General features: G+C 63.3%; 25 protein-coding genes and 1 other RNA gene. 18 read left to right on the plus strand and 8 right to left on the minus strand.

Features of this window, described 5'->3' with window-relative positions; genetic code table 11:
• The first annotated feature begins 39 nt into the window (after nucleotides 1-39).
• Together FJW10_RS21910 and FJW10_RS21915 are read left to right on the plus strand one after the other, a co-directional pair.
• On the plus strand, nucleotides 40-1,536 hold the full coding sequence (locus tag FJW10_RS21910; RefSeq protein WP_140646535.1) for a CoA-acylating methylmalonate-semialdehyde dehydrogenase: 1,497 nt from the start codon (nucleotides 40-42) through the stop codon (nucleotides 1,534-1,536).
• 324 nt (nucleotides 1,537-1,860) lie between these two features.
• A complete protein-coding gene (locus FJW10_RS21915) occupies nucleotides 1,861-2,163 on the plus strand; it encodes a hypothetical protein (protein WP_140901604.1) in 303 nt (100 codons plus the stop codon).
• A gap of 20 nt (nucleotides 2,164-2,183) precedes the next feature.
• Here the strand turns inward: FJW10_RS21915 and FJW10_RS21920 are convergent, their stop codons facing one another.
• Together FJW10_RS21920 and FJW10_RS21925 are read right to left on the minus strand one after the other, a co-directional pair.
• Complete coding sequence (locus FJW10_RS21920; RefSeq protein ID WP_140901605.1) at nucleotides 2,184-2,984, minus strand: SDR family oxidoreductase; 801 nt, start codon at nucleotides 2,982-2,984, stop codon at nucleotides 2,184-2,186.
• Nucleotides 2,981-3,310, minus strand: a complete 330-nt coding sequence (locus tag FJW10_RS21925; RefSeq protein ID WP_140901606.1) for a nuclear transport factor 2 family protein — start codon at nucleotides 3,308-3,310, stop codon at nucleotides 2,981-2,983. The genes FJW10_RS21920 and FJW10_RS21925 overlap by 4 nt, the downstream gene beginning before the upstream one ends.
• Nucleotides 3,311-3,389: 79 nt before the next feature.
• Between FJW10_RS21925 and FJW10_RS21930 the strand changes: the two genes are divergently transcribed.
• Entirely contained in the window at nucleotides 3,390-3,767 is a 378-nt protein-coding gene (locus FJW10_RS21930) for a winged helix-turn-helix transcriptional regulator (RefSeq protein ID WP_140901607.1), read from the plus strand.
• A gap of 5 nt (nucleotides 3,768-3,772) precedes the next feature.
• On the opposite strand, the gene FJW10_RS21935 is transcribed toward FJW10_RS21930, so the two are convergent.
• Nucleotides 3,773-4,477 (minus strand): GntR family transcriptional regulator, encoded by a 705-nt coding sequence (locus FJW10_RS21935; RefSeq protein ID WP_246674344.1) that lies wholly within the window; start codon nucleotides 4,475-4,477, stop codon nucleotides 3,773-3,775.
• A gap of 69 nt (nucleotides 4,478-4,546) precedes the next feature.
• Here FJW10_RS21935 and FJW10_RS21940 point away from each other — a divergent pair, with 69 nt between their 5' ends.
• The 12 genes from FJW10_RS21940 to FJW10_RS22000 all read left to right on the plus strand — a co-directional run bounded on the left by FJW10_RS21940 (nucleotide 4,547) and on the right by FJW10_RS22000 (nucleotide 19,509).
• Nucleotides 4,547-5,482, plus strand: coding sequence for a dihydrodipicolinate synthase family protein (locus tag FJW10_RS21940; protein ID WP_140901608.1), 936 nt, complete (start codon nucleotides 4,547-4,549; stop codon nucleotides 5,480-5,482).
• A gap of 116 nt (nucleotides 5,483-5,598) precedes the next feature.
• Complete coding sequence (locus FJW10_RS21945) at nucleotides 5,599-6,885, plus strand: FAD-binding oxidoreductase (RefSeq protein WP_140901695.1); 1,287 nt, start codon at nucleotides 5,599-5,601, stop codon at nucleotides 6,883-6,885.
• A 15-nt stretch (nucleotides 6,886-6,900) separates the two neighbouring features.
• The gene (locus FJW10_RS21950; RefSeq protein ID WP_140901609.1) at nucleotides 6,901-7,902 is read left to right on the plus strand and encodes a 4-hydroxyproline epimerase; all 1,002 of its coding nucleotides are present in this window, start codon (nucleotides 6,901-6,903) and stop codon (nucleotides 7,900-7,902) included.
• 643 nt (nucleotides 7,903-8,545) lie between these two features.
• Nucleotides 8,546-9,448: a branched-chain amino acid ABC transporter permease LivH gene (locus FJW10_RS21960; protein ID WP_140832858.1), complete on the plus strand. Its 903-nt coding sequence runs from the start codon at nucleotides 8,546-8,548 to the stop codon at nucleotides 9,446-9,448.
• 5 nt (nucleotides 9,449-9,453) lie between these two features.
• Entirely contained in the window at nucleotides 9,454-11,049 is a 1,596-nt protein-coding gene (gene livM / locus FJW10_RS21965; RefSeq protein WP_140901610.1) for a high-affinity branched-chain amino acid ABC transporter permease LivM, read from the plus strand.
• Nucleotides 11,049-12,458 carry an ATP-binding cassette domain-containing protein gene (locus tag FJW10_RS21970; protein WP_140901611.1) on the plus strand — a complete coding sequence of 470 codons (1,410 nt, stop codon included), beginning with the start codon at nucleotides 11,049-11,051 and terminating at the stop codon, nucleotides 12,456-12,458. The genes livM and FJW10_RS21970 overlap by 1 nt, the downstream gene beginning before the upstream one ends.
• Nucleotides 12,458-13,186, plus strand: a complete 729-nt coding sequence (locus FJW10_RS21975) for an ABC transporter ATP-binding protein (RefSeq protein ID WP_140832863.1) — start codon at nucleotides 12,458-12,460, stop codon at nucleotides 13,184-13,186. The genes FJW10_RS21970 and FJW10_RS21975 overlap by 1 nt, the downstream gene beginning before the upstream one ends.
• Nucleotides 13,187-13,203: 17 nt before the next feature.
• Nucleotides 13,204-13,551, plus strand: coding sequence for a DUF6867 family protein (locus tag FJW10_RS21980; RefSeq protein ID WP_140832865.1), 348 nt, complete (start codon nucleotides 13,204-13,206; stop codon nucleotides 13,549-13,551).
• Between the two features lie 136 nt (nucleotides 13,552-13,687).
• Nucleotides 13,688-14,806, plus strand: coding sequence for a branched-chain amino acid ABC transporter substrate-binding protein (locus FJW10_RS21985; RefSeq protein ID WP_140832867.1), 1,119 nt, complete (start codon nucleotides 13,688-13,690; stop codon nucleotides 14,804-14,806).
• A gap of 360 nt (nucleotides 14,807-15,166) precedes the next feature.
• Complete coding sequence (gene pyc / locus FJW10_RS21990) at nucleotides 15,167-18,625, plus strand: pyruvate carboxylase (RefSeq protein WP_140901612.1); 3,459 nt, start codon at nucleotides 15,167-15,169, stop codon at nucleotides 18,623-18,625.
• 151 nt (nucleotides 18,626-18,776) lie between these two features.
• Nucleotides 18,777-19,037 carry a DUF2312 domain-containing protein gene (locus tag FJW10_RS21995; RefSeq protein ID WP_095767239.1) on the plus strand — a complete coding sequence of 87 codons (261 nt, stop codon included), beginning with the start codon at nucleotides 18,777-18,779 and terminating at the stop codon, nucleotides 19,035-19,037.
• 22 nt (nucleotides 19,038-19,059) lie between these two features.
• The gene (locus FJW10_RS22000) at nucleotides 19,060-19,509 is read left to right on the plus strand and encodes a hypothetical protein (protein WP_140901613.1); all 450 of its coding nucleotides are present in this window, start codon (nucleotides 19,060-19,062) and stop codon (nucleotides 19,507-19,509) included.
• 22 nt (nucleotides 19,510-19,531) lie between these two features.
• On the opposite strand, the gene FJW10_RS22005 is transcribed toward FJW10_RS22000, so the two are convergent.
• Nucleotides 19,532-20,050 carry an arsenate reductase ArsC gene (locus FJW10_RS22005; protein ID WP_140832872.1) on the minus strand — a complete coding sequence of 173 codons (519 nt, stop codon included), beginning with the start codon at nucleotides 20,048-20,050 and terminating at the stop codon, nucleotides 19,532-19,534.
• Nucleotides 20,051-20,211: 161 nt separating this feature from the next.
• Here FJW10_RS22005 and FJW10_RS22010 point away from each other — a divergent pair, with 161 nt between their 5' ends.
• Nucleotides 20,212-20,553: a hypothetical protein gene (locus FJW10_RS22010; RefSeq protein ID WP_140901614.1), complete on the plus strand. Its 342-nt coding sequence runs from the start codon at nucleotides 20,212-20,214 to the stop codon at nucleotides 20,551-20,553.
• A gap of 106 nt (nucleotides 20,554-20,659) precedes the next feature.
• On the opposite strand, the gene msrB is transcribed toward FJW10_RS22010, so the two are convergent.
• The 4 genes from msrB to FJW10_RS22035 all read right to left on the minus strand — a co-directional run bounded on the left by msrB (nucleotide 20,660) and on the right by FJW10_RS22035 (nucleotide 24,016).
• Nucleotides 20,660-21,064, minus strand: a complete 405-nt coding sequence (msrB, locus tag FJW10_RS22015) for a peptide-methionine (R)-S-oxide reductase MsrB (RefSeq protein WP_140646549.1) — start codon at nucleotides 21,062-21,064, stop codon at nucleotides 20,660-20,662.
• A 93-nt stretch (nucleotides 21,065-21,157) separates the two neighbouring features.
• Nucleotides 21,158-22,348, minus strand: a complete 1,191-nt coding sequence (locus FJW10_RS22020; RefSeq protein ID WP_140901615.1) for a VWA domain-containing protein — start codon at nucleotides 22,346-22,348, stop codon at nucleotides 21,158-21,160.
• 292 nt (nucleotides 22,349-22,640) lie between these two features.
• The gene (locus FJW10_RS22030; RefSeq protein WP_073985252.1) at nucleotides 22,641-23,087 is read right to left on the minus strand and encodes a GNAT family N-acetyltransferase; all 447 of its coding nucleotides are present in this window, start codon (nucleotides 23,085-23,087) and stop codon (nucleotides 22,641-22,643) included.
• Between the two features lie 89 nt (nucleotides 23,088-23,176).
• Nucleotides 23,177-24,016: a MoxR family ATPase gene (locus tag FJW10_RS22035; RefSeq protein WP_140646552.1), complete on the minus strand. Its 840-nt coding sequence runs from the start codon at nucleotides 24,014-24,016 to the stop codon at nucleotides 23,177-23,179.
• Nucleotides 24,017-24,181: 165 nt separating this feature from the next.
• Here FJW10_RS22035 and ssrS point away from each other — a divergent pair.
• Nucleotides 24,182-24,337, plus strand: a non-coding RNA gene (ssrS, locus tag FJW10_RS22040) — 6S RNA.
• A gap of 82 nt (nucleotides 24,338-24,419) precedes the next feature.
• Complete coding sequence (locus FJW10_RS22045; RefSeq protein WP_140901617.1) at nucleotides 24,420-25,004, plus strand: 5-formyltetrahydrofolate cyclo-ligase; 585 nt, start codon at nucleotides 24,420-24,422, stop codon at nucleotides 25,002-25,004.
• Nucleotides 25,005-25,111: the final 107 nt, after the last annotated feature.

Genomic DNA, 25,111 nt, shown 5'->3' on the forward strand with positions numbered 1-25,111 from the left:
GGCGGACAATGCATCACCACCAAACAAGGGAGAGAAGGCATGATCGAGTACGGTCATTTCATCGGCGGCAAGCGTGTCGCCGGCACCAGCGGCCGCAAGCAGGACGTGATGCAGCCGATGGACGGCTCCGTGCGCGGCACGGTGGCGCTTGCCTCGCAGGCGGAACTGCGCGCCGCGGTCGAGAACGCCAAGGCGGCGCAGCCGAAATGGGCCGCCACCAACCCGCAGCGCCGCGTGCGCGTGCTGATGAAATTCCTCGAGCTGGTCGCCCGCGACTATGACGAACTGGCCGACATCCTGGCGCGCGAGCACGGCAAGACGATCGCCGACGCGCGCGGCGACATCCAGCGCGGCCTCGAAGTGGTGGAGGTCTGCATCGGCGCCCCGCACATGATGAAGGGCGAGTTCACCGACGGCGCCGGCCCCGGCATCGACGTCTATTCGATGCGCCAGCCGCTCGGCGTCGTCGCCGGCATCACGCCGTTCAACTTCCCGGCCATGATTCCGCTGTGGAAGATCGCGCCGGCCATCGCCTGCGGCAACGCCTTCATCCTGAAGCCGTCGGAGCGCGATCCGGGCGTGCCGATCCGTATCGCCGAACTGTTCATCGAGGCCGGCCTGCCTGCCGGCATCCTCAACGTCGTCAACGGCGACAAGGAAGTGGTCGACGCCATCCTCGACGATCCGGACATCAAGGCGATCGGCTTTGTCGGCTCGACACCGATCGCGCACTACATCTATTCGCGCGGCACCGCGGCCGGCAAGCGCGTGCAATGCTTCGGCGGCGCCAAGAACCACATGATCATCATGCCCGACGCCGACATGGACCAGACGGTCGACGCGCTGATCGGCGCCGGCTACGGCTCGGCCGGCGAGCGCTGCATGGCGATCTCGGTGGCCGTCCCGGTCGGCAACGACACCGCCAACCGGCTGATGGAGAAGCTGGTGCCGCGCGTGGAAAGCCTGAAGGTCGGTCCGTCGACCGATTCGGCGGCCGATTTCGGCCCGCTGGTGACAGCACAGGCGCTGGAGCGCGTGAAGGGCTATGTCGATATCGGCGTCAAGGAAGGCGCCAAGCTCGTCGTCGACGGTCGCGGCTTCAAGATGCAGGGCTATGAGAACGGCTATTATATGGGCGGCTGCCTGTTCGACAACGTGACGGCCGACATGCGCATCTACAAGGAAGAGATCTTCGGGCCGGTGCTGTCGGTGGTGCGCGCGCCGCGCTACGAGGACGCCATCAAACTCGCCAACGATCACGAGATGGGCAACGGCGTCGCCATCTTCACCCGCGACGGCGATGCGGCGCGCGACTTCGCATCCAGAGTCCAGGTCGGCATGGTCGGCGTCAACGTGCCGATCCCGGTTCCGATCGCCTACTACACCTTCGGCGGCTGGAAGGCGTCGTCCTTCGGCGATCTCAACCAGCATGGTCCGGACGCCTTCCGCTTCTATACCAAGACCAAGACGGTTACTTCCCGCTGGCCGTCCGGCATCAAGGACGGCGCGGAATTCGTCATCCCGACGATGAACTGACCCGGACAGGTCGTCCAAGCCACAATCGGGGAGGCGCGGTGCAAGCCGCGCCTTCTTTCTGTGGATGCAGGTGGAATGCTGCGGCTTTCGTCCACCAGCCTTGCACCGTCCAGCTCACGCCGCCAAAAGCGAAGCGCAACTTCAGGTGCATGAATTCTGGTGCATCGCGCCAGGAGAGCATCCGCACCTTCTAATAATTCCATCGCCCTGTGATGGAACCAACAGACCACCCTCCGTCTTAGGCTGTATTCCTGCCATGCGTGCAGGCAAATCAAACAGCGCCGGTGGCAGCCGGGGTTCGCGTCTGGCGCGAGGAGGTGTCAGATGACACGATTTCTTATGGCGACAATGCTGGCGGCGGCGGTGGTGACCGGTGGATCGGCGTCGGCGAACGCGGCAACGCAATGCGCTCCGCGCGCCGACATCATCAAGTCTCTCGGCGACAAGTTCCACGAAAGCGAGGCCGGGCGCGGCCTGATCAATCCCAACGTTGTGCTCGAAATCTTCGTTTCCGACCAAGGAAGCTGGACGGTCCTGGCTTCCGATACCAAGGGCCAGAGCTGTGTCTTGTCGGTCGGCGAAGGCTGGGATAGCCCCACCATAACCGCCGCCATGCCGGGCGCCTGAACTGTCGACGGCAAGAGAGCTCAGATCGTCGGTATGGTGCCGCCGTCGATAACGTATTCGGCGCCGTGAATCGCCGATGCCCGATCGGAAACCAGGAAAGCCACCAACTCAGCGATCTCCTGCGGCCAGGCCGGACGCCCGATCGGGATGCCGCCAAGCGCATCCATGATGCCCTGACGGGCGGTCTCTTCGTCCGATCCTGCATGGGCCGCCAGGCGCTTCACCATGGCTTCCGATGCGGCGGTGTGGATCCAGCCCGGCGCCACGGCATTGACGCGGATGCCTTTGGGACCAAGCTCCTTGGACAATGCCTTGCTGTAGGTGGAGAGCGCGGCCTTTGCCGCGGCATAGGCGATGGTGGACTCGTGCAAGGGCAGGCGGCGCTGGATCGACGAGATATGGACGATGGCGCCCGATCCCTGCTCAACCATAAGCGGAACGAGCAGGCGGTCGAGCCTGACCGCGGCCAGCAGATTGAGGTTGAGTTCGTCCTGCCAGATTCGGTCGGACAAGGCCGCGAATCCGCCGCCGGGGCTTTTCGACCCACCGACGTTGTGAACGATGATGTCGACCCCGCCGAGACCATCGATGATTTTGGTGGCAGTTTTCGCGGTGCCCTCGAGGGTGCCGACATCGGCTTGCACGAAGAGTTCAGCGGGCGAGTCAGCGGTGGGAGAACGGGCGGTCGTCGCAATCCTTGCGCCCGCGGCGGCCAGCCGGTGGACGATGGCTTCGCCGGCGCCCCTGGTGCCACCGGTGACCAGCACGCGCTTGCGGGCGAGCTCCTGGCTGTCGACCGTGAATGTCTGCCGGATGGTCATAGGCCGATCTCCAGTTTGGCAATCCGGTCGCCTTCCAACGTGAAGTCGTAGTGAAGGATTATCGGGCTGCCGGGGAAATTTCCGGAGACGATGCCGGTGATCCGCCATGCGCCCGAAATGGCAGCGGCCTCCCTCACCTCGACTTTCGCATGGTATTTGTCCGTCGTGCTTGTCATCCATCTGCGGACTGCGTCGGTCCCGCGATGGGTTTCACCTTCGTCCCTGACCACAACGTCCGGCGCTAAAGGCGCAAGCATTGCATCGATGTCGTGCCGGTTACTAGCGGCGAAATAGTCGGCGAGTGGTTCAGGAAGGATCACGGTCACGGCTTGTCTCCAGTTGGGGGCCGCCTTCCATGTGGGCCAGCGGCTGTTGTCGGCCGCTAAGATGAGATATACTGCAAAAATGACAAGAACCGACGAGAAAGTAAGGTACTTACCTGAAGGTGAGTATGAGGAACACACGCCCTTGTCTGCGGCGAGCGGTGTGGAGAATGCGCTGCGCATTCTCGAAGGCCGGTGGAAGCTGGTGATCCTGTTTCACCTCTTCGGCGGCAAGGTGCTGCGCTTTTCCGATCTCGAGCGGGCGATCCCCGCGATCTCGCAAAAGATGCTGATCCAGCAACTGCGGCAGATGGAAGCCGACGGCATCGTGCGCCGGATCGTGCATCACCAAGTGCCGCCGAAGGTCGAATATTGCCTGACGGATTGGGGGCAGGCTTTGTGCCCTGCTCTCGACGCCTTGTTAAAATGGGCGGCGAAAAAAGACTCGGTCGAGGGCTGACGACCTTATCGGGTGGCGGCCACCTCGGCATGACCGCGCAGCAGCGCCATCAGTTTCTTGGCGTCCTTGGCGGCGCCTTCCTCGTCGCCGTCGAGGATGGAACGGATCAGCGCCACGTGGTGCTCGGCTGATTCGGCCAGCCCGGTGTCGGCTTTGTAGCGATACCAGAAGCGGCGGCTGTGCGTCTGCAAGGGGGCGGCCACGCGCGCCGCGAAGGGGTTGTCGGCGGCGATTGCCAGCGCCTCGTCGAGCGCCTTGTCGGCCTGGATGAAGGCAAGCACGTTGCCGGAGATCACTGCCTTCTGCATGGCCAGGGCCGCCTCGTGAAACAGGTCGGCGGCCTCGCGGGTGACGAAGCGGGCGGCCGAGCGGGCGAGCACCACCTCGATGCCGCGCCGCGCATCCAGCACCCGCAGCCAGTCGCCGGCGTGAAGCGGCGCGACCGCGATGCCCGCGCGAGGCCTGATATCCAGCAGTCCTTCCCAGGCGAGCCTCTGGATCGCCTCGCGCACGGGGGTGCGTCCGAGACCCAGCCGCTCGATCAGCGCGCCTTCGGTGACGAAGCTCGACGGCGCCAGCTCAAGCGTGACGATCGTATGCTCCAGCGCGCGGTAGGCCTTGGTCGCCGCCGGCTCGAAGGCCGCGTTCGTGTCAGCGGATATCAGTGGGGAGATCAATGGCAGGCTCCTGATATATTTTTCATATATCATAATGGATTCAGCATTGACGAGCCAGCTTTTAATAGATATACGACTGATATATCAATGGAGGAACAAGCCATGTGGACCGGAGTTTTCCCCGCCGTCACGACCAAATTCACTGCCGACGACCGGCTCGACCATGCCGAGATGGAGCGCTGCTACGGACTGCAGATGGAGGCCGGCTGCGACGGCATCGTCGTGTGCGGCTCGCTCGGCGAAGGGCCGATGCTGTCGCCGGACGAAAAGATCGAAGTGCTGAAGACGGCGCAGAAAGTCGCCGGCAAGAAACCGGTGCTTTTGACCGTCAACGAGCCCGGCACGCGCGAGGCGGCGAGCATTGCGAAGCGCGCCGCCAAGGAAGGCGCCGACGGCCTGATGGTGGTGCCGAGCCCGATCTACCACACCAATCCGCAAGAGACGGTCGCCGCCCTTCGTGCAGTCGCGGAAGCCGGCGACCTGCCGGTGATGATCTATTCCAACCGGCTCGCCTATCGCGTCGACGTGACCATCGACCTGATGGAAGAACTGGCGTCGGACAAGCGCTTCGTCGCCATCAAGGAATCGTCCGACGACATCCGCCGCTCGACCGAGATCATCAATAGGTTCGGCGACCGCTACGACCTCTTCACCGGGGTCGACAATCTCGCCTTCGAGGCGCTGTCGGTCGGCGCGATCGGCTGGGTCGCCGGCCTTGTCACCGCCTTCCCGCGCGAGACGGTGGCGATCTACCAGCTGATGAGAGAGGGCCGCCGCGAGGAAGCGCTGGCGATCTACCGCTGGTTCCGGCCCTTGCTCGACCTCGATGTCTCCACCCATCTGGTCCAAAACATCAAGCTTGCCGAAGTGCTGGCGATCGGTACCAATGACCGTGTGCGCATGCCGCGCCAGCCGCTGTCGGGCGAGCGCCGCAAGGCGGTCGAGAAGATCGTGCGGGATGCGCTGGCGGTGCGGCCGAAGCTGCCGTCGCTCCAGAACTCTCCTCGATCGGCAGAAAAGATGGTGGCAGCCGAATAAGGGACAGCACTGACGTGCAGAAAAATTCCGAGGAGGGGCGCCGCCCTTTATCCGCCCTTCGGGCGCCGCGGCCCTCCGCTGTCGCTGCGGGCGTTCGTCATTCGGAAAGCCAAGCAATTGGCTTTCCGCCCGCGACGCGGAACACTCCTCACCCCCGTGAACGGGGAGAAGGCGAAGACATCGCCATCATCGGTGGCGGCATCGTCGGTATCTGCGCCGCGACTCTGCTCTCAGAGGCGGGCCGCGGCGTCACCGTCTTCGACCGTACCGGCATCTGCGAGGAGACGAGCTCCGGCAATGCCGCCGCTTTCGCCCTCTCCGACGTGCTGCCGCTGGCGCATAAGGGCATGATCCGGCAATTGCCGAAATGGCTCGCCGACCCGCTCGGACCTTTGGCCATCCCGCCGGCCTATCTGCCCAAGCTGCTGCCTTGGCTGGTCCGCTTCTGGCGCGCGGGCGCCGCCAAGCACTACGAAGCGAGCCTGGCGGCGCAGGTCGGTATGATGAAGCTCGCCGAAGCCGAGTGGATGGGGCTCCTCGACCGCTCCGGTACGCGGCCGATGCTGCGCGAGGATGGTTCGCTGGAATTCTATGAGAGCGAGGCGGAGTTCCGTGCCTCGCTGCCCGGCTGGGCCGAGCGCGAGCGTTTCGGCATCGGCTTTCGCCATGTCGAGGGCGAAGAAATGGCAGCGCTCCAGCCAGGTCTTGCGCCGCGCTTCGTCAAGGGCACCTTCGTGCCAGGCTGGAAAACGGTCGCCGACCCCAAGCTGCTCGGCAAGGCGGTCTGGGCTTATGCGGAAAAGCTCGGCGCCCGTTTCGAGCATGCGCGTATCGAACGCGTGGAGGCGGACGCAAACGGAGCGACGATCGTCCTGGCCGACGGCACCAGGCGGAGGGCAAAGAAACTCCTGATCGCCGCGGGCGCCTGGTCGCATCTCCTGGCAAGAAATATCGGCGACCGCATCCCGCTCGAAACCGAGCGGGGCTATAACACGACGCTGCCGGTGTCCGCCTTCGACGTGAAGCGGCAGCTGATCTTTTCCGGGCATGGCTTCGTCATCACGCCGTTGGAAACGGGTCTGCGCGTCGGCGGCGCCGTCGAACTCGGCGGTATCGAGCGACCGCCGAATTTCGCCCGCTCGAAGGCGATGCTGGAGAAGGCGAAGCGTTTCCTGCCCGGGCTCGATTCGTCGGGCGGCCGCGAGTGGATGGGTTATCGCCCGTCGCTGCCGGACTCCTTGCCGGTGATCGGCGCGGCGCGCGCGCCGAATGTCTTTTATGCCTTCGGGCACGGCCATCTCGGCCTGACCCAGTCGGCGGCGACCGGCCGCTTGATCCGCGATCTCGTTCTCGGGCAGACTCCGCCGCTCGATCTCACCCCTTTCAATCCGCAGCGGTTCTGACAGTCAGGAGTGGTCATGGCCAAAAAATCCTTCTTCTGCATCGACGGCCACACCTGCGGCAATCCGGTGCGCCTTGTCGCCGGCGGCGGGCCGCTGCTCGAGGGCTCGACGATGATGGAGCGGCGGGCGCATTTCCTCGCCGAATATGACTGGATCCGCACCGGGCTGATGTTCGAGCCGCGCGGCCATGACGTGATGTCGGGCTCGATCCTTTATCCGCCGACGCGCGAGGACTGCGACATCGCCATCCTGTTCATCGAGACCTCGGGCTGCCTGCCGATGTGCGGCCACGGCACCATCGGCACGGTGACGATGGCGATCGAGCATGGGCTGGTGAAGCCGAAGACGCCGGGCGTGCTGAGGCTCGACACGCCGGCCGGCCTTGTCATCGCCGAATACATGCAGGTCGGCGAATATGTCGAGGAGGTGCGCATCACCAACGTGCCGTCCTTCCTCCATGCCGAAGGCCTTACCGTCGAATGCCCGGTGCTCGGCGAGATCAGCGTCGACGTCGCCTATGGCGGCAATTTCTACGCCATCGTCGAGCCGCAGCAGAATTACCGGGACATGGCCGACTATTCGGCGGGCGACCTCATCGCCTGGAGCCCGGTGGTGCGGCAGCGCCTCAACGAGAAATACTCCTTCGTGCATCCGGAGAATCCCGGCATCAACCGGCTGTCGCACATGCTGTGGACCGGCAAGCCGAAGCATGCCAAGGCCGACGCCCGCAACGCCGTGTTCTATGGCGACAAGGCGATCGACCGCAGCCCTTGCGGCACCGGCACCTCGGCACGCATGGCGCAGCTCCATGCCAAGGGCAGGCTCAAGTCCGGCGACAGCTTTGTCCACGAATCCATCATCGGCTCGCTGTTCAAGGGCAGGGTCGAAAAAGAGGTCAGCATCGCCGGCAAGCCGGCGATCATCCCTTCGATCGGCGGCTGGGCCCGCATGACCGGGCTGAACACGATCTTCATCGACGACCGCGATCCGTTCGCGCACGGCTTCGTCGTCACCTGATACGATCAGCCGGCAGGCGCTTCGGCTTCGGTTTCCGCTTTCGCCGACACCTGATCGCGGAACCAGTCGCCTCGCGAAAGACCTCGATCGGGCAAAGGGCGACACCGTGGCCGGCGATGACCGCCGTCGCCAGGATGGTGAAATCCGCAAAGACCGGGCCGCTTCCGACATCGCTGCCGCCGCTCGAAAAGCACAGTCTCAATGGAGAGGGAGGCTCTGCTTGCTGAGACGTCGCCTCAAGGCTTTTCCACTTCGGCGCGGCGTCTTCCGCCGAAGGCGTCTCGCCGTCACATGGCCGTCACAGATGGCGCAAACCTCACCCAACGGAAGGCGCGGCGGTTGAAAAGCAGCGCCTCGGTTCCTTGCAAGAATTCTTCTCATCAACTTATTTTGACGCCGATTTCTTCGACATGAGGCCCATCATAAGGTTGAATCGTCAAAGACATTGCGTTGTGCCAATGCTACGGTCCGCGATAGTCCAGGGGTCGGGCGCGAAAAAAACGGGCAATCGGACGGCGTGCTTCCAAACCACGCAGAGCGATTGAAAAATCACGTTGCAATCCGGGCTCGAAACTTTACGACTAGGGGAAATACGAAAAGGAATGCGTCCTCAAAAGCGACATTCCAGGGGAGCCGCTTAAATATGCAGTACTTCGTCCAGCAGCTTATCAATGGGCTGACGTTGGGGTCGATCTATGGCCTGATCGCGATCGGCTATACGATGGTCTACGGCATCATCGGCATGATCAATTTCGCGCATGGCGACATCTTCATGGTCGGCGCCTTCACCGCGCTCATTGTCTTCCTGATCCTTGGCGCATTGTTCTATTCGGTGCCGGTCGTGGTGGCGCTTCTGATCATGATGATCGTGGCGATGCTGCTCACCAGTCTCTACAACTGGACGATCGAAAAAGTGGCTTATCGGCCGCTGCGCGGATCGTTCCGGCTGGCGCCGCTGATCACCGCCATCGGCATGTCGATCGCGCTGTCCAATTTCGTGCAGGTCACGCAAGGCCCGCGCAACAAGCCGATCCCGCCGATGGTGTCGCAGGTTTACACGATCGACGGCATCAGCATTTCGCTGAAGCAGATCATCATCGTGCTGGTCACCGCCGCGCTGCTGGCGATCTTCTGGTACCTCGTCAACAGGACGGCGCTCGGGCGGGCCCAACGCGCCTGCGAGCAGGATCGCAAGATGGCGGCGCTGCTCGGCGTCGACGTCGACCGCACCATCTCCATCACCTTCATCATGGGCGCCGCCCTTGCTGCCGTCGCCGGCACGCTGTTCCTGATGTATTACGGCGTCGTGGTGTTCTCGGACGGCTTCGTGCCGGGCGTGAAGGCCTTTACGGCGGCCGTGCTTGGCGGCATCGGCTCCCTGCCCGGCGCGGTGCTCGGAGGACTGCTCATCGGCTTCATCGAGAGCATGTGGTCGGCCTATTTCTCGATCGACTACAAGGACGTCGCCGCCTTCTCGATCCTGGCGATCGTGCTCATCTTCCTGCCCTCCGGCATCCTCGGCCGGCCTGAAGTCGAAAAGGTCTGATCCTCATGGCCGTCACCGTGTCTTCGGAGCGCGACGCTGTCGCTACTCCAATCCAGCGCGCTTTTCGCGAAGCGCTCTATGCAGGCGCCATCTCGCTCGGCCTGTTCGTGCTGTTCATCGGTCTCAGGACCGACCAGAATATCTCCAACGAACTGATCCTGGTGCAGCGCTGGGGCCTGCTTGCCCTGGTGGTCATCGCCACTGCCGTGGGCCGCTTCCTGTATGTCGCCTATGGCCAGCCGTTCGTGGCCAGCCTGAAGATAGCCGACATCGACACAGGCCTGCTGCCCGACACCATGGCGGCACGCTTTTTCAGGATGCCTTATTTCATAGCCGCGGTCGTTGTCGCAGCCTTGCTGTTTGTGCTGGCCGGCTCGCTTGACGAGCTGCTCGGACCCGACCTTGCCGGCTACGCACGCTTTGTGCGGGCTCTGGCGATCATTTATGCCGTCGCCTGGGTGATGTATTATTTCCGGGCCTTCATCCACGCCCACTTCTCGGCATTGGGCATCAGCGCGCTGGCGCTCTATCCGATCGTCGTCGTGCTGGTGCTTGCGCTCGTAACAGGATCGATGGCGGGAGGGTTTCAGGGCTCTCTGAAGTGGGTCGACAATTTCGGCATACAGATCCTGATCTATGTGATGCTGGCCTGGGGGCTGAACATCGTCATCGGCCTCGCCGGCCTGCTCGATCTGGGCTACGTCGCCTTCTATGCCGTCGGCGCCTATGCCTATGCGCTGCTCGGCACGCATTTCGGCCTGTCGTTCTGGATACTGCTTCCGGCCGCCGGCTGCATGGCCGCCTTCTGGGGCGTCATGCTCGGCTTTCCGGTGCTGCGTTTGCGCGGCGACTATCTGGCGATCGTCACCCTTGCCTTCGGCGAGATCATCCGCCTCGTCCTGATCAACTGGCGCGAGGTGACAAACGGTTCGGCCGGCATTTCCGGCATTCCAAAGGTCTCCTTTTTCGGCCTGATGTCGTTCAACGTCTCGGACCCGAACTACATCGCCAAGGTGCTGCACATCGCCACATCGAGCGCCTATTACAAGATCTTCCTTTACTATCTGATCCTCGGACTCTGTCTTTTGACCGCCTTCGTTACCATCAGGCTGCGCCGGCTGCCGGTCGGCAGGGCGTGGGAAGCGCTACGCGAGGACGAGATCGCCTGCCGCTCGCTCGGCATCAACACCACCACCACCAAGCTGACGGCGTTCGCCACCGGCGCCATGTTCGGCGGCTTCGCCGGCTCGTTCTTTGCCGCACGGCAAGGTTTCGTCAGCCCCGAATCCTTCGTCTTCCTGGAATCGGCGATTGTCCTCGCCATCGTCGTGCTCGGCGGAATGGGTTCGCTGGTCGGCATCGCCGTAGCGGCGCTGGTGATGATCGGCGGCACAGAAGCGTTGCGAGAGCTCGACTTCCTGAAACGGGTCTTCGGTCCCGATTTCACGCCTGAACTCTACCGCATGCTTCTGTTCGGCATGGCCATGGTCATCGTCATGCTGTGGAAGCCGCGCGGCTTCGTCGGCAGCCGCGAGCCGACAGCCTTCCTGAAGGAGCGAAGAGCGGTTTCAAGCTCCTTCACCAAGGAGGGACACGGCTGATGAACGCGACTCCTTCCTCGAAAGACTTCATTCTGCAGGTCGAGCATTTGTCGATGAAATTCGGCGGCCTGGTCGCTATCGGCGACCTGTCGTTCCAGGCCAGGCGCGGCGAGATCACGGCGCTGATCGGGCCGAACGGCGCCGGCAAGACGACGGTGTTCAACTGCATCACCGGCTTCTACAAACCGTCGGAAGGCATGATCACGCTGAACCGGAACGACGGCTCGACCTATCTGCTCGAACGCCTGCCCAACCATGAGATCCCTGCGCGCGCCAAGGTGGCGCGTACCTTCCAGAACATCCGCCTGTTCTCGGGCATGACGCTGCTGGAGAACCTTCTGGTCGCGCAGCACAACAAGCTGATGAAGGCTTCGGGCTATACTCTCCTTGGGCTGTTCGGCTTTCCGAGCTATCGCCAGGCCTCGGCCGAGTCGATCGATCTCGCCAGGCACTGGCTGGAGAAGGCAGATCTTGTCGATCGCGCCGACGATCCCGCAGGCGACTTGCCCTATGGCGCGCAGCGGCGCCTGGAAATCGCGCGCGCCATGTGCACAGGGCCGGAGCTTCTGTGCCTGGACGAGCCGGCCGCCGGCCTCAATCCGAAGGAATCGGCGGCGCTCAACGAGCTGTTGATGGGCATCAAGAGCACCGGCACGTCGATCCTGCTCATCGAGCACGACATGTCGGTGGTGATGCAGATCTCCGATCATGTCGTCGTGCTCGAATACGGCCGCAAGATTTCCGACGGCAATCCGGAATCGGTCCGTACCGATCCGCGCGTCATCGCCGCCTATCTCGGCGTCGACGACGAGGAAGTCGAGACGGTGCTGACCGAAGTCGGCGACGAGGATGTCATCGAGCAGCTCGATACGGGCCCCGACTCCGCGCACGGACCGGGCAATTCCGCTTCGATGATGGCCGGGCCGGTTTCCGACAGCGTCGAACACGCCGGCGAGGGCGAGCGGGTCACGGTGTCGAAGGGCGCCTCGAAAGCGGCGCAGGTCGATGCGCGCGCCGCCGCGATCGCCAGCAAGCCGATCGCGGCTCCGGCAGCGACGAAGCCGGCGGCGAGGAAGCCGGCCGCAAAAGCGCCGGCGAAAAGGGCAATCGCAAAGGCCCCGGCCACGAAAGCCGGCGGCATCTCCAATCGCCTCGACGCGCCGCGTGGCGGCAAGGCGGACAGTCTGATCCGCATCAAGGGCATCGGCCCGGTCAACGAGCGGAAGCTGAACGAGCACGGCATCTTCCATTTCGACCAGATCGCCGCCTGGAAGAAGGCCGACATCGAAGCGGCGGAAGCCTATCTCGCCTTTGACGGGCGTATTGCCCGCGAAGACTGGATTGGCCAGGCGAAGGCGCTGGCGAACGAAGTGGCGGCCAAGCCCGCGACACGTGGAGGGCGTAAATAATGGCCGGCACAACGCTGCTCGACATCAAGGGCGTCGAAACCTACTACGGCAACATCCGGGCGCTGAATGGCGTCAACGTGCAGGTTAACCAGGGTGAGATCGTGGCGCTGATCGGCGCCAACGGCGCCGGCAAATCGACATTGATGATGACCATCTTCGGCGCGCCGCGCGCGCGTACCGGCAGCATCACCTTCGCCGGCGCCGACATCACACAGATGCCGACGCACGAGATCGCCCGCCTGCGCATCGCCCAGTCGCCGGAAGGACGCCGCATTTTCCCGCGCATGACGGTGATGGAAAACCTGCAGATGGGCGCCAGCCTCGACAACCTCAAGCACTACGACGAGGACGTCGAGAAGGTGTTCACGCTGTTCCCGCGGCTGAAGGAGCGCATCGCCCAGCGCGGCGGCACGCTGTCGGGCGGCGAGCAGCAGATGTTGTCGATCGGGCGCGCCCTGATGGCGCGGCCGAAACTGCTTCTGCTCGACGAGCCGTCGCTTGGTCTCGCGCCGCTGATCGTCAAGCAGATCTTCGACGCCATCCGCGAGCTCAACAAGACGCAGGGACTGACTGTGTTCCTGGTCGAGCAGAACGCTTTTGGGGCGCTCAAGCTCGCCACGCGCGGCTATGTCATGGTCAACGGCAATGTGACGATGAGCGGCACCGGCAAGGAACTGCTCGCCAATCCGGAAGTGCGCGCCGCCTATCTCGAAGGCGGACATCACTGAGATCGAGGACATCAATCATGCAGGGCATTATCTACGAAGAAGCCTCGATCTGGCAGTTCCTGTTCGTCACCTGCCTGCTCGGCGGCTGGGCGGCATGGATGACCGGCAAGGCCGCCGCTCAGACCTGGAGCACCTACGTTCAGCTGTTTTTCTACATGCTCGGTCTCGGCGTCGGCATCAGGTTCATCCATCACGCCTTGTTCGACGGCACGATGTTCTCGCTGCATTACTATATCATCGATACCATCGTGCTGATGATCCTGGGCTTTCTCGGCTATCAATACACGCGTACCAACCAGATGGTCACACAGTATAACTGGCTCTATGAAAGAGCTTCATTGTTAAGCTGGAAACCGAAAGGTTGACGTTCACCATTACGCCGTTTCGGACATGAATCGGCGTGACAAGTGCCTGAAAATCGGCATTCTATGCTTTCTGCGATAAGGGTGGGCATCGCATGAAAGTATCATCCACGCCCACTCCGTAAATGGGAGCGTTTCAATGAAAAAATCACTCTTGTCCGCCGTTGCGCTGACCGCGTTCGTCGCGTTCAGCGGCAGCGCGTGGGCCGCTGACATCCTGATCGGCGTCGCCGGTCCGATCACCGGCCCGAACGCCGCGTTCGGCGCACAGCTGCAGAAGGGCGCGGAACAGGCGATCGCCGACATCAACGCGGCGGGCGGCATCAATGGCCAGCAGCTCAAGCTCGAGATCGGCGACGATGTCTCCGACCCCAAGCAGGGCATCTCGGTCGCCAACAAGTTCGTCGCCGACGGCGTCAAGTATGTCGACGGCCACTTCAACTCCGGCGTGTCGATCCCGGCCTCGGAAGTCTACCAGGAAAACGGCATCCTCGAGATCACGCCGGCCGCGACCAACCCGAAGTTCACCGAGCGCGGCATGTGGAACACCTTCCGCACCTGCGGTCGTGACGACCAGCAGGGCAAGGTGGCCGGCGACTACATCGCCAAGAACTTCAAGGACGCCAAGATCGCCATCATCCACGACAAGACGCCTTATGGCCAGGGCCTCGCCGATGAGACCAAGAAAAACCTCAACGCCAACGGCATCACGGAAGTGTTGTACGAAGGCGTGAATGTCGGCGACAAGGATTTCTCGGCCCTCATCGCCAAGATGAAGGAAAACGGCGTCACGCTCATCTACTGGGGAGGCCTGCACACCGAAGCCGGCCTGATCATCCGTCAGTCGGCCGACCAGGGCCTGAAGGCGCCGCTGTTCTCGGGCGACGGCATCGTCTCCAACGAACTGGCCTCGATCGCGGGCGACGCCGTCGCCGGCACGCTCAACACCTTCGCTCCGGATCCGCGCAAGAATCCGGCCGCCAAGGAAGTGGTCGAGAAGTTCCGCGCCAACGGCTTCGAACCGGAAGCCTACACGCTCTACTCCTATGCCGCGGTGCAGATCATCGCCCAGGCCATCGCCAAGACCGGCTCGGCCGACGACGCGCAGAAGGTTGCGGAGACGATCAGGGCCAACACCTGGAAGACGGCCATCGGTGACATCGGCTACGACGCCAAGGGCGACATCACCCGTCCTGACTATGTCATCTATGAATGGAAGAAGGGTGACGACGGCAAGTACAGCTACTTCGAGAAATAAGCCGGCAAACCCTAAAGCAGGTCGCGAGACCTGCTTCAGGTCTTTCGTTTCAAACATGTCTTTGTCCCGAACCGCTGCACACTTTCGGGAGGCATGCTTTAGCCGACTTTTCGGAAATGCCCGGCGCTCGCGCCGGGCATTTTCGTTTGCGGGTGGAGGCCGACCGGAAAGCTCCGCGTCGCGCGCTCGGGAATGCCCGTCGGCCGCCCGCTTACGGCGTTCGAAGAACGGCAATAACAGTTTGACGCAAACAAGCGACTTAAATCGTTTTAGGTGTCGCTCAAATTTGTTTGCACTGCAGCATTTTCACGCTAATCATTGCGCCGGTTCATCTTCCCTTACGCTGCTGGAGCCCAGTCCTTGGCCATCACGAAGATCCTCGTCGCCAACCGGTCCGAAATCGCCATCCGCGTGTTCCGCGCGGCCAACGAGCTCGGCCTCAAAACCGTGGCGATCTGGGCGGAGGAGGACAAATATTCGCTGCACCGCTTCAAGGCCGACGAGAGCTACCAGGTCGGGCGCGGACCGCATCTGGCCAAGGACATGGGTCCGATCGAAAGCTACCTGTCGATCGAGGAGGTGATCCGGGTCGCCAGGCTGTCGGGCGCCGACGCCATCCACCCCGGTTACGGGCTGCTGTCGGAAAGCCCGGAATTTGCCGAGGCCTGCGCCGAGGCCGGCGTCACCTTCATCGGCCCGAAGCCGGAAACGATGCGCCGGCTGGGCAACAAGGTCGCCGCGCGCAACCTGGCGATCGAGGTCGGCGTGCCGGTCGTGCCGGCAACCGATCCGCTGCCCGACGACATGGACGAGGTCAAGAAGCTCGCCGCGCAAATCGGCTATCCGGTGATGCTCAAGGCCTCGTGGGGCGGCGGCGGCCGCGGCATGCGCGCCATCCGCGCCGAGGCCGACCTCGCGCGCGAGGTCGTGGAAGGCAAGCGCGAGGCCAAGGCGGCCTTCGGCAAGGACGAGGTCTATCTCGAAAAGCTGATCGAGCGCGCCCGCCATGTCGAGGTGCAGGTGCTGGGCGACACCCACCGCAACGCGGTGCACCTGTTCGAGCGCGACTGCTCGATCCAGCGCCGCAACCAGAAGGTCGTGGAGCGCGCCCCTGCGCCCTATCTCAGCGAAGAGCTGCGCCAGGAGCTTTGCGGCCATGCGTTGAAGATCGCGCGCGCGACCAGCTATATCGGCGCCGGCACGGTCGAGTTTTTGCAGGACGCCGATACCGGCAAGTTCTACTTCATCGAGGTCAATCCGCGTATCCAGGTCGAGCACACCGTCACCGAGCAGGTGACCGGCATCGACATCGTCAAGGCGCAGATCCACATTCTCGACGGCTTCGCCATCGGTACGAAGCAATCGGGCGTGCCGGCGCAGAAGGACATCAGGCTGAACGGCCACGCGCTCCAGTGCCGCATCACCACCGAGGATCCGGAGCACAATTTCATCCCGGACTACGGCCGCATCACCGCCTATCGCGAAGCGGCCGGCTTCGGCATCCGGCTCGACGGCGGCACCGCCTATTCGGGCGCGGTCATCACCCGCTTCTACGATCCGCTGCTCGAAAAGGTGACGGCCTGGGCGCCGACGCCCGGCGAGGCGATCTCGCGCATGAACCGGGCGCTGCGCGAGTTCCGCATCCGCGGCGTCGCCACCAACCTCACCTTCCTCGAAGCGATCATCAACCACCCGCGCTTCGCCGACAATTCCTACACGACCAGGTTCATCGACACGACGCCGGAACTGTTCGAGCAGGTGAAGCGGCAGGACCGCGCCACCAAGCTGCTCAACTACCTGGCCGATGTCAGCGTCAACGGCCATCCCGAGACGCGCGGCCGGCCGATGCCGAAGGCGAATGCGGCGGCACCGGTGGTGCCCTATCTCAATGGCCATATCCCGGACGGCAGCAAGCAGAGGCTCGATGCGCTCGGCCCGGAGAAATTCGCGGCCTGGATGCGAGAGCAGCGACAGGTGCTGGTCACCGACACCACGATGCGCGACGGCCACCAGTCGCTGCTCGCCACGCGCATGCGCACCTATGACATCGCCGGCATCGCCGGCACCTATGCCCGCGCCCTGCCGCAGCTGCTGTCGCTTGAATGCTGGGGCGGCGCCACCTTCGACGTCGCCATGCGCTTTCTCACCGAGGACCCGTGGGAGCGGCTGAGCAAGGTGCGCGAGGCGGCGCCGAACCTTCTGCTGCAGATGCTTCTGCGCGGCGCCAACGGCGTCGGCTACACCAATTATCCCGACAATGTCGTCCAGCATTTCGTCCGCCAAGCGGCTAGCGGCGGCGTCGATCTGTTCCGCGTCTTCGACTGCCTGAACTGGGTGGAGAACATGCGCGTCGCCATGGACGCGGTGGGCGCCGAGGGCAAGCTGGTCGAAGCGGCGATGTGCTACACCGGCGACATCCTCGATCCGGCGCGCGCCAAATACGACCTCAAATACTATGTCGGGCTGGCCAAGGAACTGGAGGCCGCCGGCGCGCATATCGTTGCCGTCAAGGACATGGCTGGCCTGCTGAAGCCGGCCGCGGCGCGCGTGCTGTTCAAGGCGCTGCGCGAGGCGACCGACTTGCCGATCCATTTCCACACGCACGATACGTCAGGCCTCTCGGCGGCGACGGTGCTCGCGGCGGTGGAGAGCGGCGCCGACGCCATCGACGCGGCGATGGATTCCTTCTCCGGCAACACTTCGCAGCCCTGCCTCGGCTCGATCGTCGAGGCGCTGAAGGGCACCGAGCGCGATCCCGGTCTCGATCCGCAGTGGATCCGCCGCATCTCCTTCTACTGGGAAGCGGTGCGCAACCAGTACGCCGCCTTCGAGAGCGATCTCAAGGGACCTGCCTCGGAGGTCTACCTGCACGAAATGCCGGGCGGCCAGTTCACCAACCTCAAGGAGCAGGCGCGCTCGCTTGGGCTGGAGACGCGCTGGCATGAGGTCGCGCAGGCCTATCACGACGTCAACCGGATGTTCGGCGACATCGTCAAGGTGACGCCTTCGTCCAAGGTGGTCGGCGACATGGCGCTGATGATGGTCAGCCAGGATCTGACCGTTGCCGATGTCGAGAATACGGCCAAGGACATCGCCTTCCCGGATTCGGTCGTGTCGATGCTGCGCGGCGATCTCGGCCAGTCGCCAGGCGGCTGGCCGGCAGCGCTGCAGAAGAAGGCTCTGAAGGGCGAGAAGCCGATCACCGTTCGGCCCGGCTCGCTGCTGAAAGCAGCCGACCTCAAGGCCAGCCGCAAGGACATCGAGACGAAGCTCGACCGCAAGCTCTCGGAATACGAGTTCGCGTCGTGGCTGATGTACCCGAAGGTGTTCACCGACTTCGCCGCGGCGCAGGAGACCTACGGGCCGGTGAGCGTGCTGCCGACGCCGACCTATTTCTACGGCATGAAGTCGGAAGACGAGATCTTCCTCGATATCGAGAAGGGCAAGACCCTGGTGGTTCGCTGCCAGGCGTTCGGCGATGTCGACGACAAGGGCATGGTCACCGTGTTCTTCGAGCTCAACGGCCAGCCGCGCCGCGTCAAGGTGCCGGACAGGGCGCATGGCGCGTCCGCCGCCAAGGCGCGCCGCAAGGCCGAGCCCGGCAATGAGGGGCATGTCGGCGCGCCGATGCCCGGCGTGGTGTCGGCGCTTGCCGTGGCGGCCGGACAGGCGGTCAAGGCTGGCGATGTGCTGCTGTCGATCGAAGCGATGAAGATGGAAACCGCGCTCCACGCCGAACGCGACGGCGAGATCGCCGAGGTGCTGGTCAAGGCCGGCGACCAGATCGATGCGAAGGATCTGCTGATCGCCTTCAAATAACAGCCTGATCGGGATTTTGAACGGCGGCTGACAGCAGCCGTCCACAGCCGCTCGACAAGTGTCTTGACCCGCCGCGCCCGCTCGGGCAGGGAACCCGCTCCAATTCGCCGTGGCGGGAATCGCCATGGCTCCAGAAGACGCGGAGAGAAAAATGGCCGACGAAATCACCGAGACCAGCCAGACTGTAGCCGCCGGCCAGCTGCGCACCATCATCGAGCGCATCGAGCGGCTCGAGGAAGAAAAGAAGACGATCTCCGACGACATCAAGGACGTCTATGCCGAAGCCAAGGGCACCGGCTTTGACACCAAGGCGATCCGCACGATCGTGCGGCTGCGCAAGAAGGACCAGGCCGAGCGCCAGGAAGAAGAGTCGATCCTGGACCTCTACAAGGCCGCCCTCGGCATGGCGTAAGCCTCATGGCCGGAGGCCGGCCATGAGTGAATTCGACTTCGGCGGCCGTCGCGCCTCGGAGTTCCGCCATCGCGGCTTCTGGGCGCTGTTCGCCGAGCGGCACCCGGAAGAGAGGTCCAGGCTCGCGCGGCGCGGACCGTGGTTCTGGCAACGCGGGCTGCCTGATTTCGCGCTGGTGCTTTCGATGTATGTCGCGCCGGCGCAGAGCCATGTCGGCGTCTTCTTCGGACGTAACGAAAAATTCGGCGCCACGGGCTCCTGGTCCCGGCTGAAGCCGTTCCAGCCGGCGATCGAAGCCAGGCTGAAACTCAAGCCGGAACAAAGCGCTCAGAATCTCGGCATCAATTCACTGTGGCGCGTCAACTGCTATGCCGAGGACAACTGGCCGGCGATGGCCGACTGGCTGGCGAACGAGTGCTCGCGCTTCGAACGGGCCGTCGTCGAGGTGCTCGGAGACGAAGGCCTGCCGTAAGATTGACTGCCTACCGCTGCGCTTACGCGCTTTCAGCTCGCCGCCGCCCATCGCGGCCGATTTCATCCAGACGCTGCTGCAGGGCCAGGTGATCGAGCGATGTTATCGGCAGGTTCGTGAACAGTGCGATGCGGTTGCCGACCATGCGATAGGCCTCGGCGAAAGCGAAATGCTGCTCGGCTTCAGTGCCACTGGCCTTGGAGGGATCGGGGACAGCCCAAAGCGCGGTCATCGGATGGCCTGGCCAGACCGGACAGCTTTCATTCGCTGTGGTGTCGCAGAGGGTGAAGACGAAGTCCATCTCCGGTGCGTCCGGCCCTGAAAATTCGTCCCAGCTCTTCGACCGGGCAAACGACGTGTCGTGGCCCATGCTCTCCAACAACTGAATCGCACGGGGCTGGACGGTGCCTTTCGGTCGCGAGCCAGCGGAATAGCCCTTGAAGCGGCCGGCCCCGAGCTTGTTAAGTATGGCTTCGGCCATGATCGAGCGGGCCGAATTGGCATTACAGAGAAAGAGAACGTTGTAGACCTGATCGCTCATTCCGAACTCCTGGGTGTTGCGGCGAAAACGACAGAATACGATATGGGTCACGTGTCTGTGATCGTACAGGTTTTGGCGGCGGATTTCTGCGGCATCAGCATCAAATTTCGCAGCATCATCCCGCCGAACCCTTCGGCGCTCCGCTCAACGAGGCTTGATTGATGGGTGACTTCGACCCCACGGGCGTGACAGCGCTAATCGATCACAAAGCCGGCTTCTTGCGCTCACGCTGGAGGGGCGAAGCGCCGCTCGACCGGCTGTTCTGGCGCGACATGCTGCTTGTCGGGACGATCGTGAGCATCGCCTCTTCGGCGCTGGCGCTGGTCCTGCTTGGGCTGAAGCTGCCGCTCTGGCTGGTGCTGGCGGTGCATTTCCTCCCCGTTCCCTACAACATCTTCCTGACGGTCGCCGTCTGGCGGACCGCGGAGAAGGTCGGGGGTTTCAAGGCGCAACTGGCGATGCTGGGCTCGGCGCTCTGGTTGATCGCGACGGCCATCGTCTAGAGCATGATGTCGCCCGAAAACCGCTTCGCGCTTTTCGGCGTCATGCTCTGAGCTCGCATGAAAAAGGGCGGCCGAGGCCGCCCTTTGCGAAGTCATGCACGAGGTTTCAAGCTGCCGGCTCGAAGCGCAGCGCCACGCCATTGATGCAATAGCGCAGGCCGGTCGGCGGCGGGCCATCCTCGAAGACATGGCCGAGATGGCTGCCGCAGCGCGCGCAATGGCATTCGGTGCGGACCATGCCGTAGCTGCGGTCGACGGTGGTGTCGATCGAGCCCGGGACCGGATCGTTGAAGCTCGGCCAGCCGGTGCCGCTCTCGAACTTCAGCTTGGATTCGAACAGCGGCTGGTCGCAGCCGACGCAGTAGAAGGTGCCGGCGCGCTTCTCGTAGAGCAGGGCGCAGCTGCCGGGGCGCTCGGTGCCGTGATTGCGCATCACGGCATACTGCTCCGGCGTCAGCCGGGCGCGCCACTCGGCGTCGGTGCGGGTGACGGGATAGGCGTGGGTGTCCATGGAATCTCCTCGGCCTTGGCGGCTCGTTGTTGCTTGCAACGGGTATTCGCCGAAACATAGGCATTTGTTACAAACGCTGCCAGCGAAAGCGAGCTAATGCTTGCGCGACAACTGCTTTGTCGCCGCTTCGAGCCCGGCCAATGTCAGCGGGAACATGCGGCCGCCGAAGATGTCGCCGATCAACTGGATCGAATGCGTGTAGCGCCAGTTCTTCTCGGCTTCCGGGTTTAGCCAGATCGCGTTCGGCCATTGCTGCAAGAGCCGCGCCAGCCACACGCTGCCGGCCTCCGGGTTCCAATGCTCGACCGAGCCGCCGGGATGGGCGATCTCGTAGGGGCTCATCGAGGCGTCGCCGACGACGATCACCTTGTAGTCAGGCCCGTATTTGTGGATCAGGTCGAAGGTCGGGATCGTCTCGGCCAGCCGGCGCCGATTGTCCTTCCAGACGCGCTCGTAGAGGCAATTGTGGAAATAGAAATACTCGAGCTGGCGGAACTCGGCGCGCGCGGCCGAGAACAGCTCCTCGACGCCGCGGATATGGTCGTCCATCGAGCCGCCGACATCGAAGAACATCAACAGCTTCACCGCGTTGCGCCGCTCGGGCCGCGTTTTGACGTCGAGATAGCCGTGCTCGGCGGTGGCGTGGATGGTGCCGGGAAGGTCGAACTCCTCCTCCGCGCCCTCGCGCACCCAACGGCGCAGCCGCTTCAGTGCCACCTTGATGTTGCGGGTGCCGAGCTCGACGGTGTCGTCGAAATTCCTGAACTCGCGCTTGTCCCAGACCTTCACCGCCCGGCGATGCCGGCTTTCGTGCTGGCCAATGCGCACGCCTTCGGGGTTGTAGCCATAGGCGCCGAAAGGCGAGGTGCCGCCGGTGCCGATCCATTTCGAGCCGCCCTGGTGGCGGCCCTTCTGTTCCTCGAGGCGTTGCTTCAAGGTTTCCATCAGCTTGTCGAAGCCGCCCAAAGCCTCGACGAGCTTCTTCTCCTCCTCGGTCAGATGCCTTTCGGCCAGCCGGCGCAGCCACTCTTCCGGGATGTTGGCGACGTCGACGGCGTCTGGACCGCCAAGCGCCTCGACGCCCTTGAAGACATGCGCGAAGACCTGGTCGAAACGGTCGATATGGCGCTCGTCCTTCACCAGGGCCGAGCGCGCGAGGTAGTAGAAAGCCTCGACGTCATAATCGACCAGCCCGGCTTCCAGCCCTTCCAGCAGCGACAGATATTCCCTCAGCGAAACGGGAACCCGCGCGGCCTTCAGTTCGAGGAAGAAGGGGATGAACATCGGCTATCTCTAACCAATGACCACGGCGGACTCACCTGAGATGCTGTCGATTTCGCCTGATCTCAGCAGATCAGCCAATGTACGTGGGCTGGGGACGGGCAGGCGCTTCGCAATACGAATCTCAGTCCATTCCCGGGTCGCGAGCGCTGCATCGGCAACCGCTTCGTCGGGGCTCGCGCCACCGCCATGGCAACCCGGAAGATCGGGTATCCGAACCCCCCAGACGTCATCGGCACCGTCCAAAATTCCTACATAGCAGGTCATTCAGCTCGTTCCGGGTTTTCAAATTGCCTTATAGCAGATCGTACTCGATGAAGCCCGTTCGCCGCGCCACATGATCGTAGAGCCGACGCGCCGTGGCGTTGGTCTCGTGCGTCATCCAGTAGACGTTTTTCACCCCAATCTTGCCGGCCTCGTCTTGCACCGCTTTGATGAGCGCGGCGCCCACGCCCTTGCCGCGCACTTCGGGGTCGGCGAACAGGTCCTGCAGATAACAGTTGTTTTTCTCGGACCAGCCTGAGCGGTGATAGAGATAATGGGTGAGGCCGACAGCCTTGCCGTCGAGCGTGGCAATGAAACCCTTCGGCTCGAACTCGCCGTCCGTGAACAGGCGCTTCCAGGTGATCGCGTAGACCTCTTCCGGCAGCTTCGTCTCATAAAAAGTCAGATAGTCGGTCCACAGCCGGCGCCAGTCCGCGTGGTCGGACTGCGCGAGTGGGCGGATGGTGATCTCGGACATTTTTTTCCTCCAACATTTTGACCCGAAGCTGCGGCAGCGGCCGCTCGCCGGCAACGGTCCACGGACGGGAAAGCGCTATTGCTGCCGGCTTACTGCTGCCGTCTCGCCATGAAGGCCAGGCGCTCGAACAAATGCACGTCCTGCTCGTTCTTCAACAGCGCGCCGTGCAGCTTCGGCAGCATGTTCTTCGGATCGGCGCGCAGATCCTCGGGCGCGATGTCGTCGGCGACCAGCAGGCGGATCCAGTCGAGCGCCTCGGAGGTAGACGGCTTCTTCTTCAGGCCCGGCACCTCGCGGATCTCGTAGAACTGCGTGAGTGCCGCCCGCACCAGGTTCTGCTTGATGCCGGGGTAATGCACTTCGACGATGCGGTGCAGCGTATCGATGTCGGGGAAGCGGATGTAGTGGAAGAAGCAGCGGCGCAGGAAGGCGTCCGGCAGTTCCTTCTCATTGTTCGAGGTGATGATGACGATCGGGCGGAATTCGGCGCGGATCGTCTCGCCGGTCTCGTAGACGAAGAACTCCATCCGGTCGAGTTCCTGCAGGAGGTCGTTGGGGAACTCGATGTCGGCCTTGTCGATCTCGTCGATCAAAAGCACGACTTTCCTTTGCGCCGCGAAGGCATCCCACAGCTTGCCGCGCTTGATGTAGTTGGCGATATCGTTGAAGCGCTCGTCGCCGAGCTGGCTGTCGCGCAGCCGCGAGACGGCGTCATATTCGTAGAGGCCCTGCTGCGCCTTGGTGGTGGACTTGACGTTCCATTCGATGAACTCGAGCCCGAGCGCAGATGCCACCTGGCGGGCGAGCTCGGTCTTGCCGGTGCCGGGCTCGCCCTTGACCAGCAAGGGCCGTTCCAGCGCGATCGCGGCGTTGACCGCGACCATCAGATCCTTGTCGGCGACATAGGCCGCGGTGCCTTCGAAACGCATTTTTTCTCCTGGCCATTTCGCGGCGACCGTAAGGAGGCGATTTCCGCAGCGCAATAGCCGGTCATCGCGGAGTGCTCCGCCGGCACCATTATGAGGTGGCAAATAATGGGCTGACAGCCATCCGTTCTTCTGGCGTTCGGCAGGGCAGCGGCCTATATTGGGATCGGCGGTCTGCGCTTCCCGGCAGGAGAAACTTATCCCCGGGGCCTTATCGATCCTTAGGGAGCTGTCCCTGGGAAGACCCGTGGGTTTTCTCACACGGCGCCCACCTACTTTGTAGGCACCCGGGATCGACCTCTCCACCGGTTGTGTGGATCGTCACTCTCCCGATTTTGGGAGACTTGCGCTAGAAAACGTCGCTCCTGCAACGCTGTAGAGCCTTGGCCTTTTCTAGCGTCCGCACATGACATCATCCAAAGACCTGAAGAAACAGCTTCGCAAGGAAGCGCTGGCGCGCCGCGACGCGCTCGACGAATTCTGGCGGGTGGAAATCGCGCTCGAAATGGCCGAGACCGCGAAGGAAAAAATCGATTTCGAGCCCGGAAGGGTCGTCTCCGGCTTCTGGCCGATGCGCTCGGAGGTCGATGTGCGGCCGCTGATGTTCGCGCTGCGCGAGAAGGGCGCCAGGCTCTGCCTGCCGGCGATTATCGACAAGACCACGATCGTCTTCCGCGAGCTGGTGCGCGGCGCCCCGATGGTCGAGATGGGGTTCGGTACCGTCGGGCCGCATGAAGAGGCGGAAGTGCTCGACCCCACGCTGATGCTGGTGCCGCTCGCCGCCTTCGACGCCCGCGGTCACCGCATAGGCTATGGCGCCGGCTATTACGACCGCGCCATCGCCAGGCTGGCCGACAGGGGCATCGTGCCCAGGCTGATCGGCATCGCCTTCGATTGCCAGGAAGTGCCGCTGGTGCCGAACGAAGACCACGACGTCATCATTCGGGAAATACTGACCGAGAGCGGGTTGCGCCGCTTCGATATCGCTTAAAGCGCGTCGCGCCGAAACGAATTCAGGCGCGCTTTAGGTTTTGTCGGTCGTCCCAAAAGCGCTGCGCTTTTTTGGGCGACATGCATTGAACTGTCGCGACCTGCTTA

This window comes from Mesorhizobium sp. B4-1-1, assembly GCF_006439375.1.
GTDB lineage: Bacteria > Pseudomonadota > Alphaproteobacteria > Rhizobiales > Rhizobiaceae > Mesorhizobium.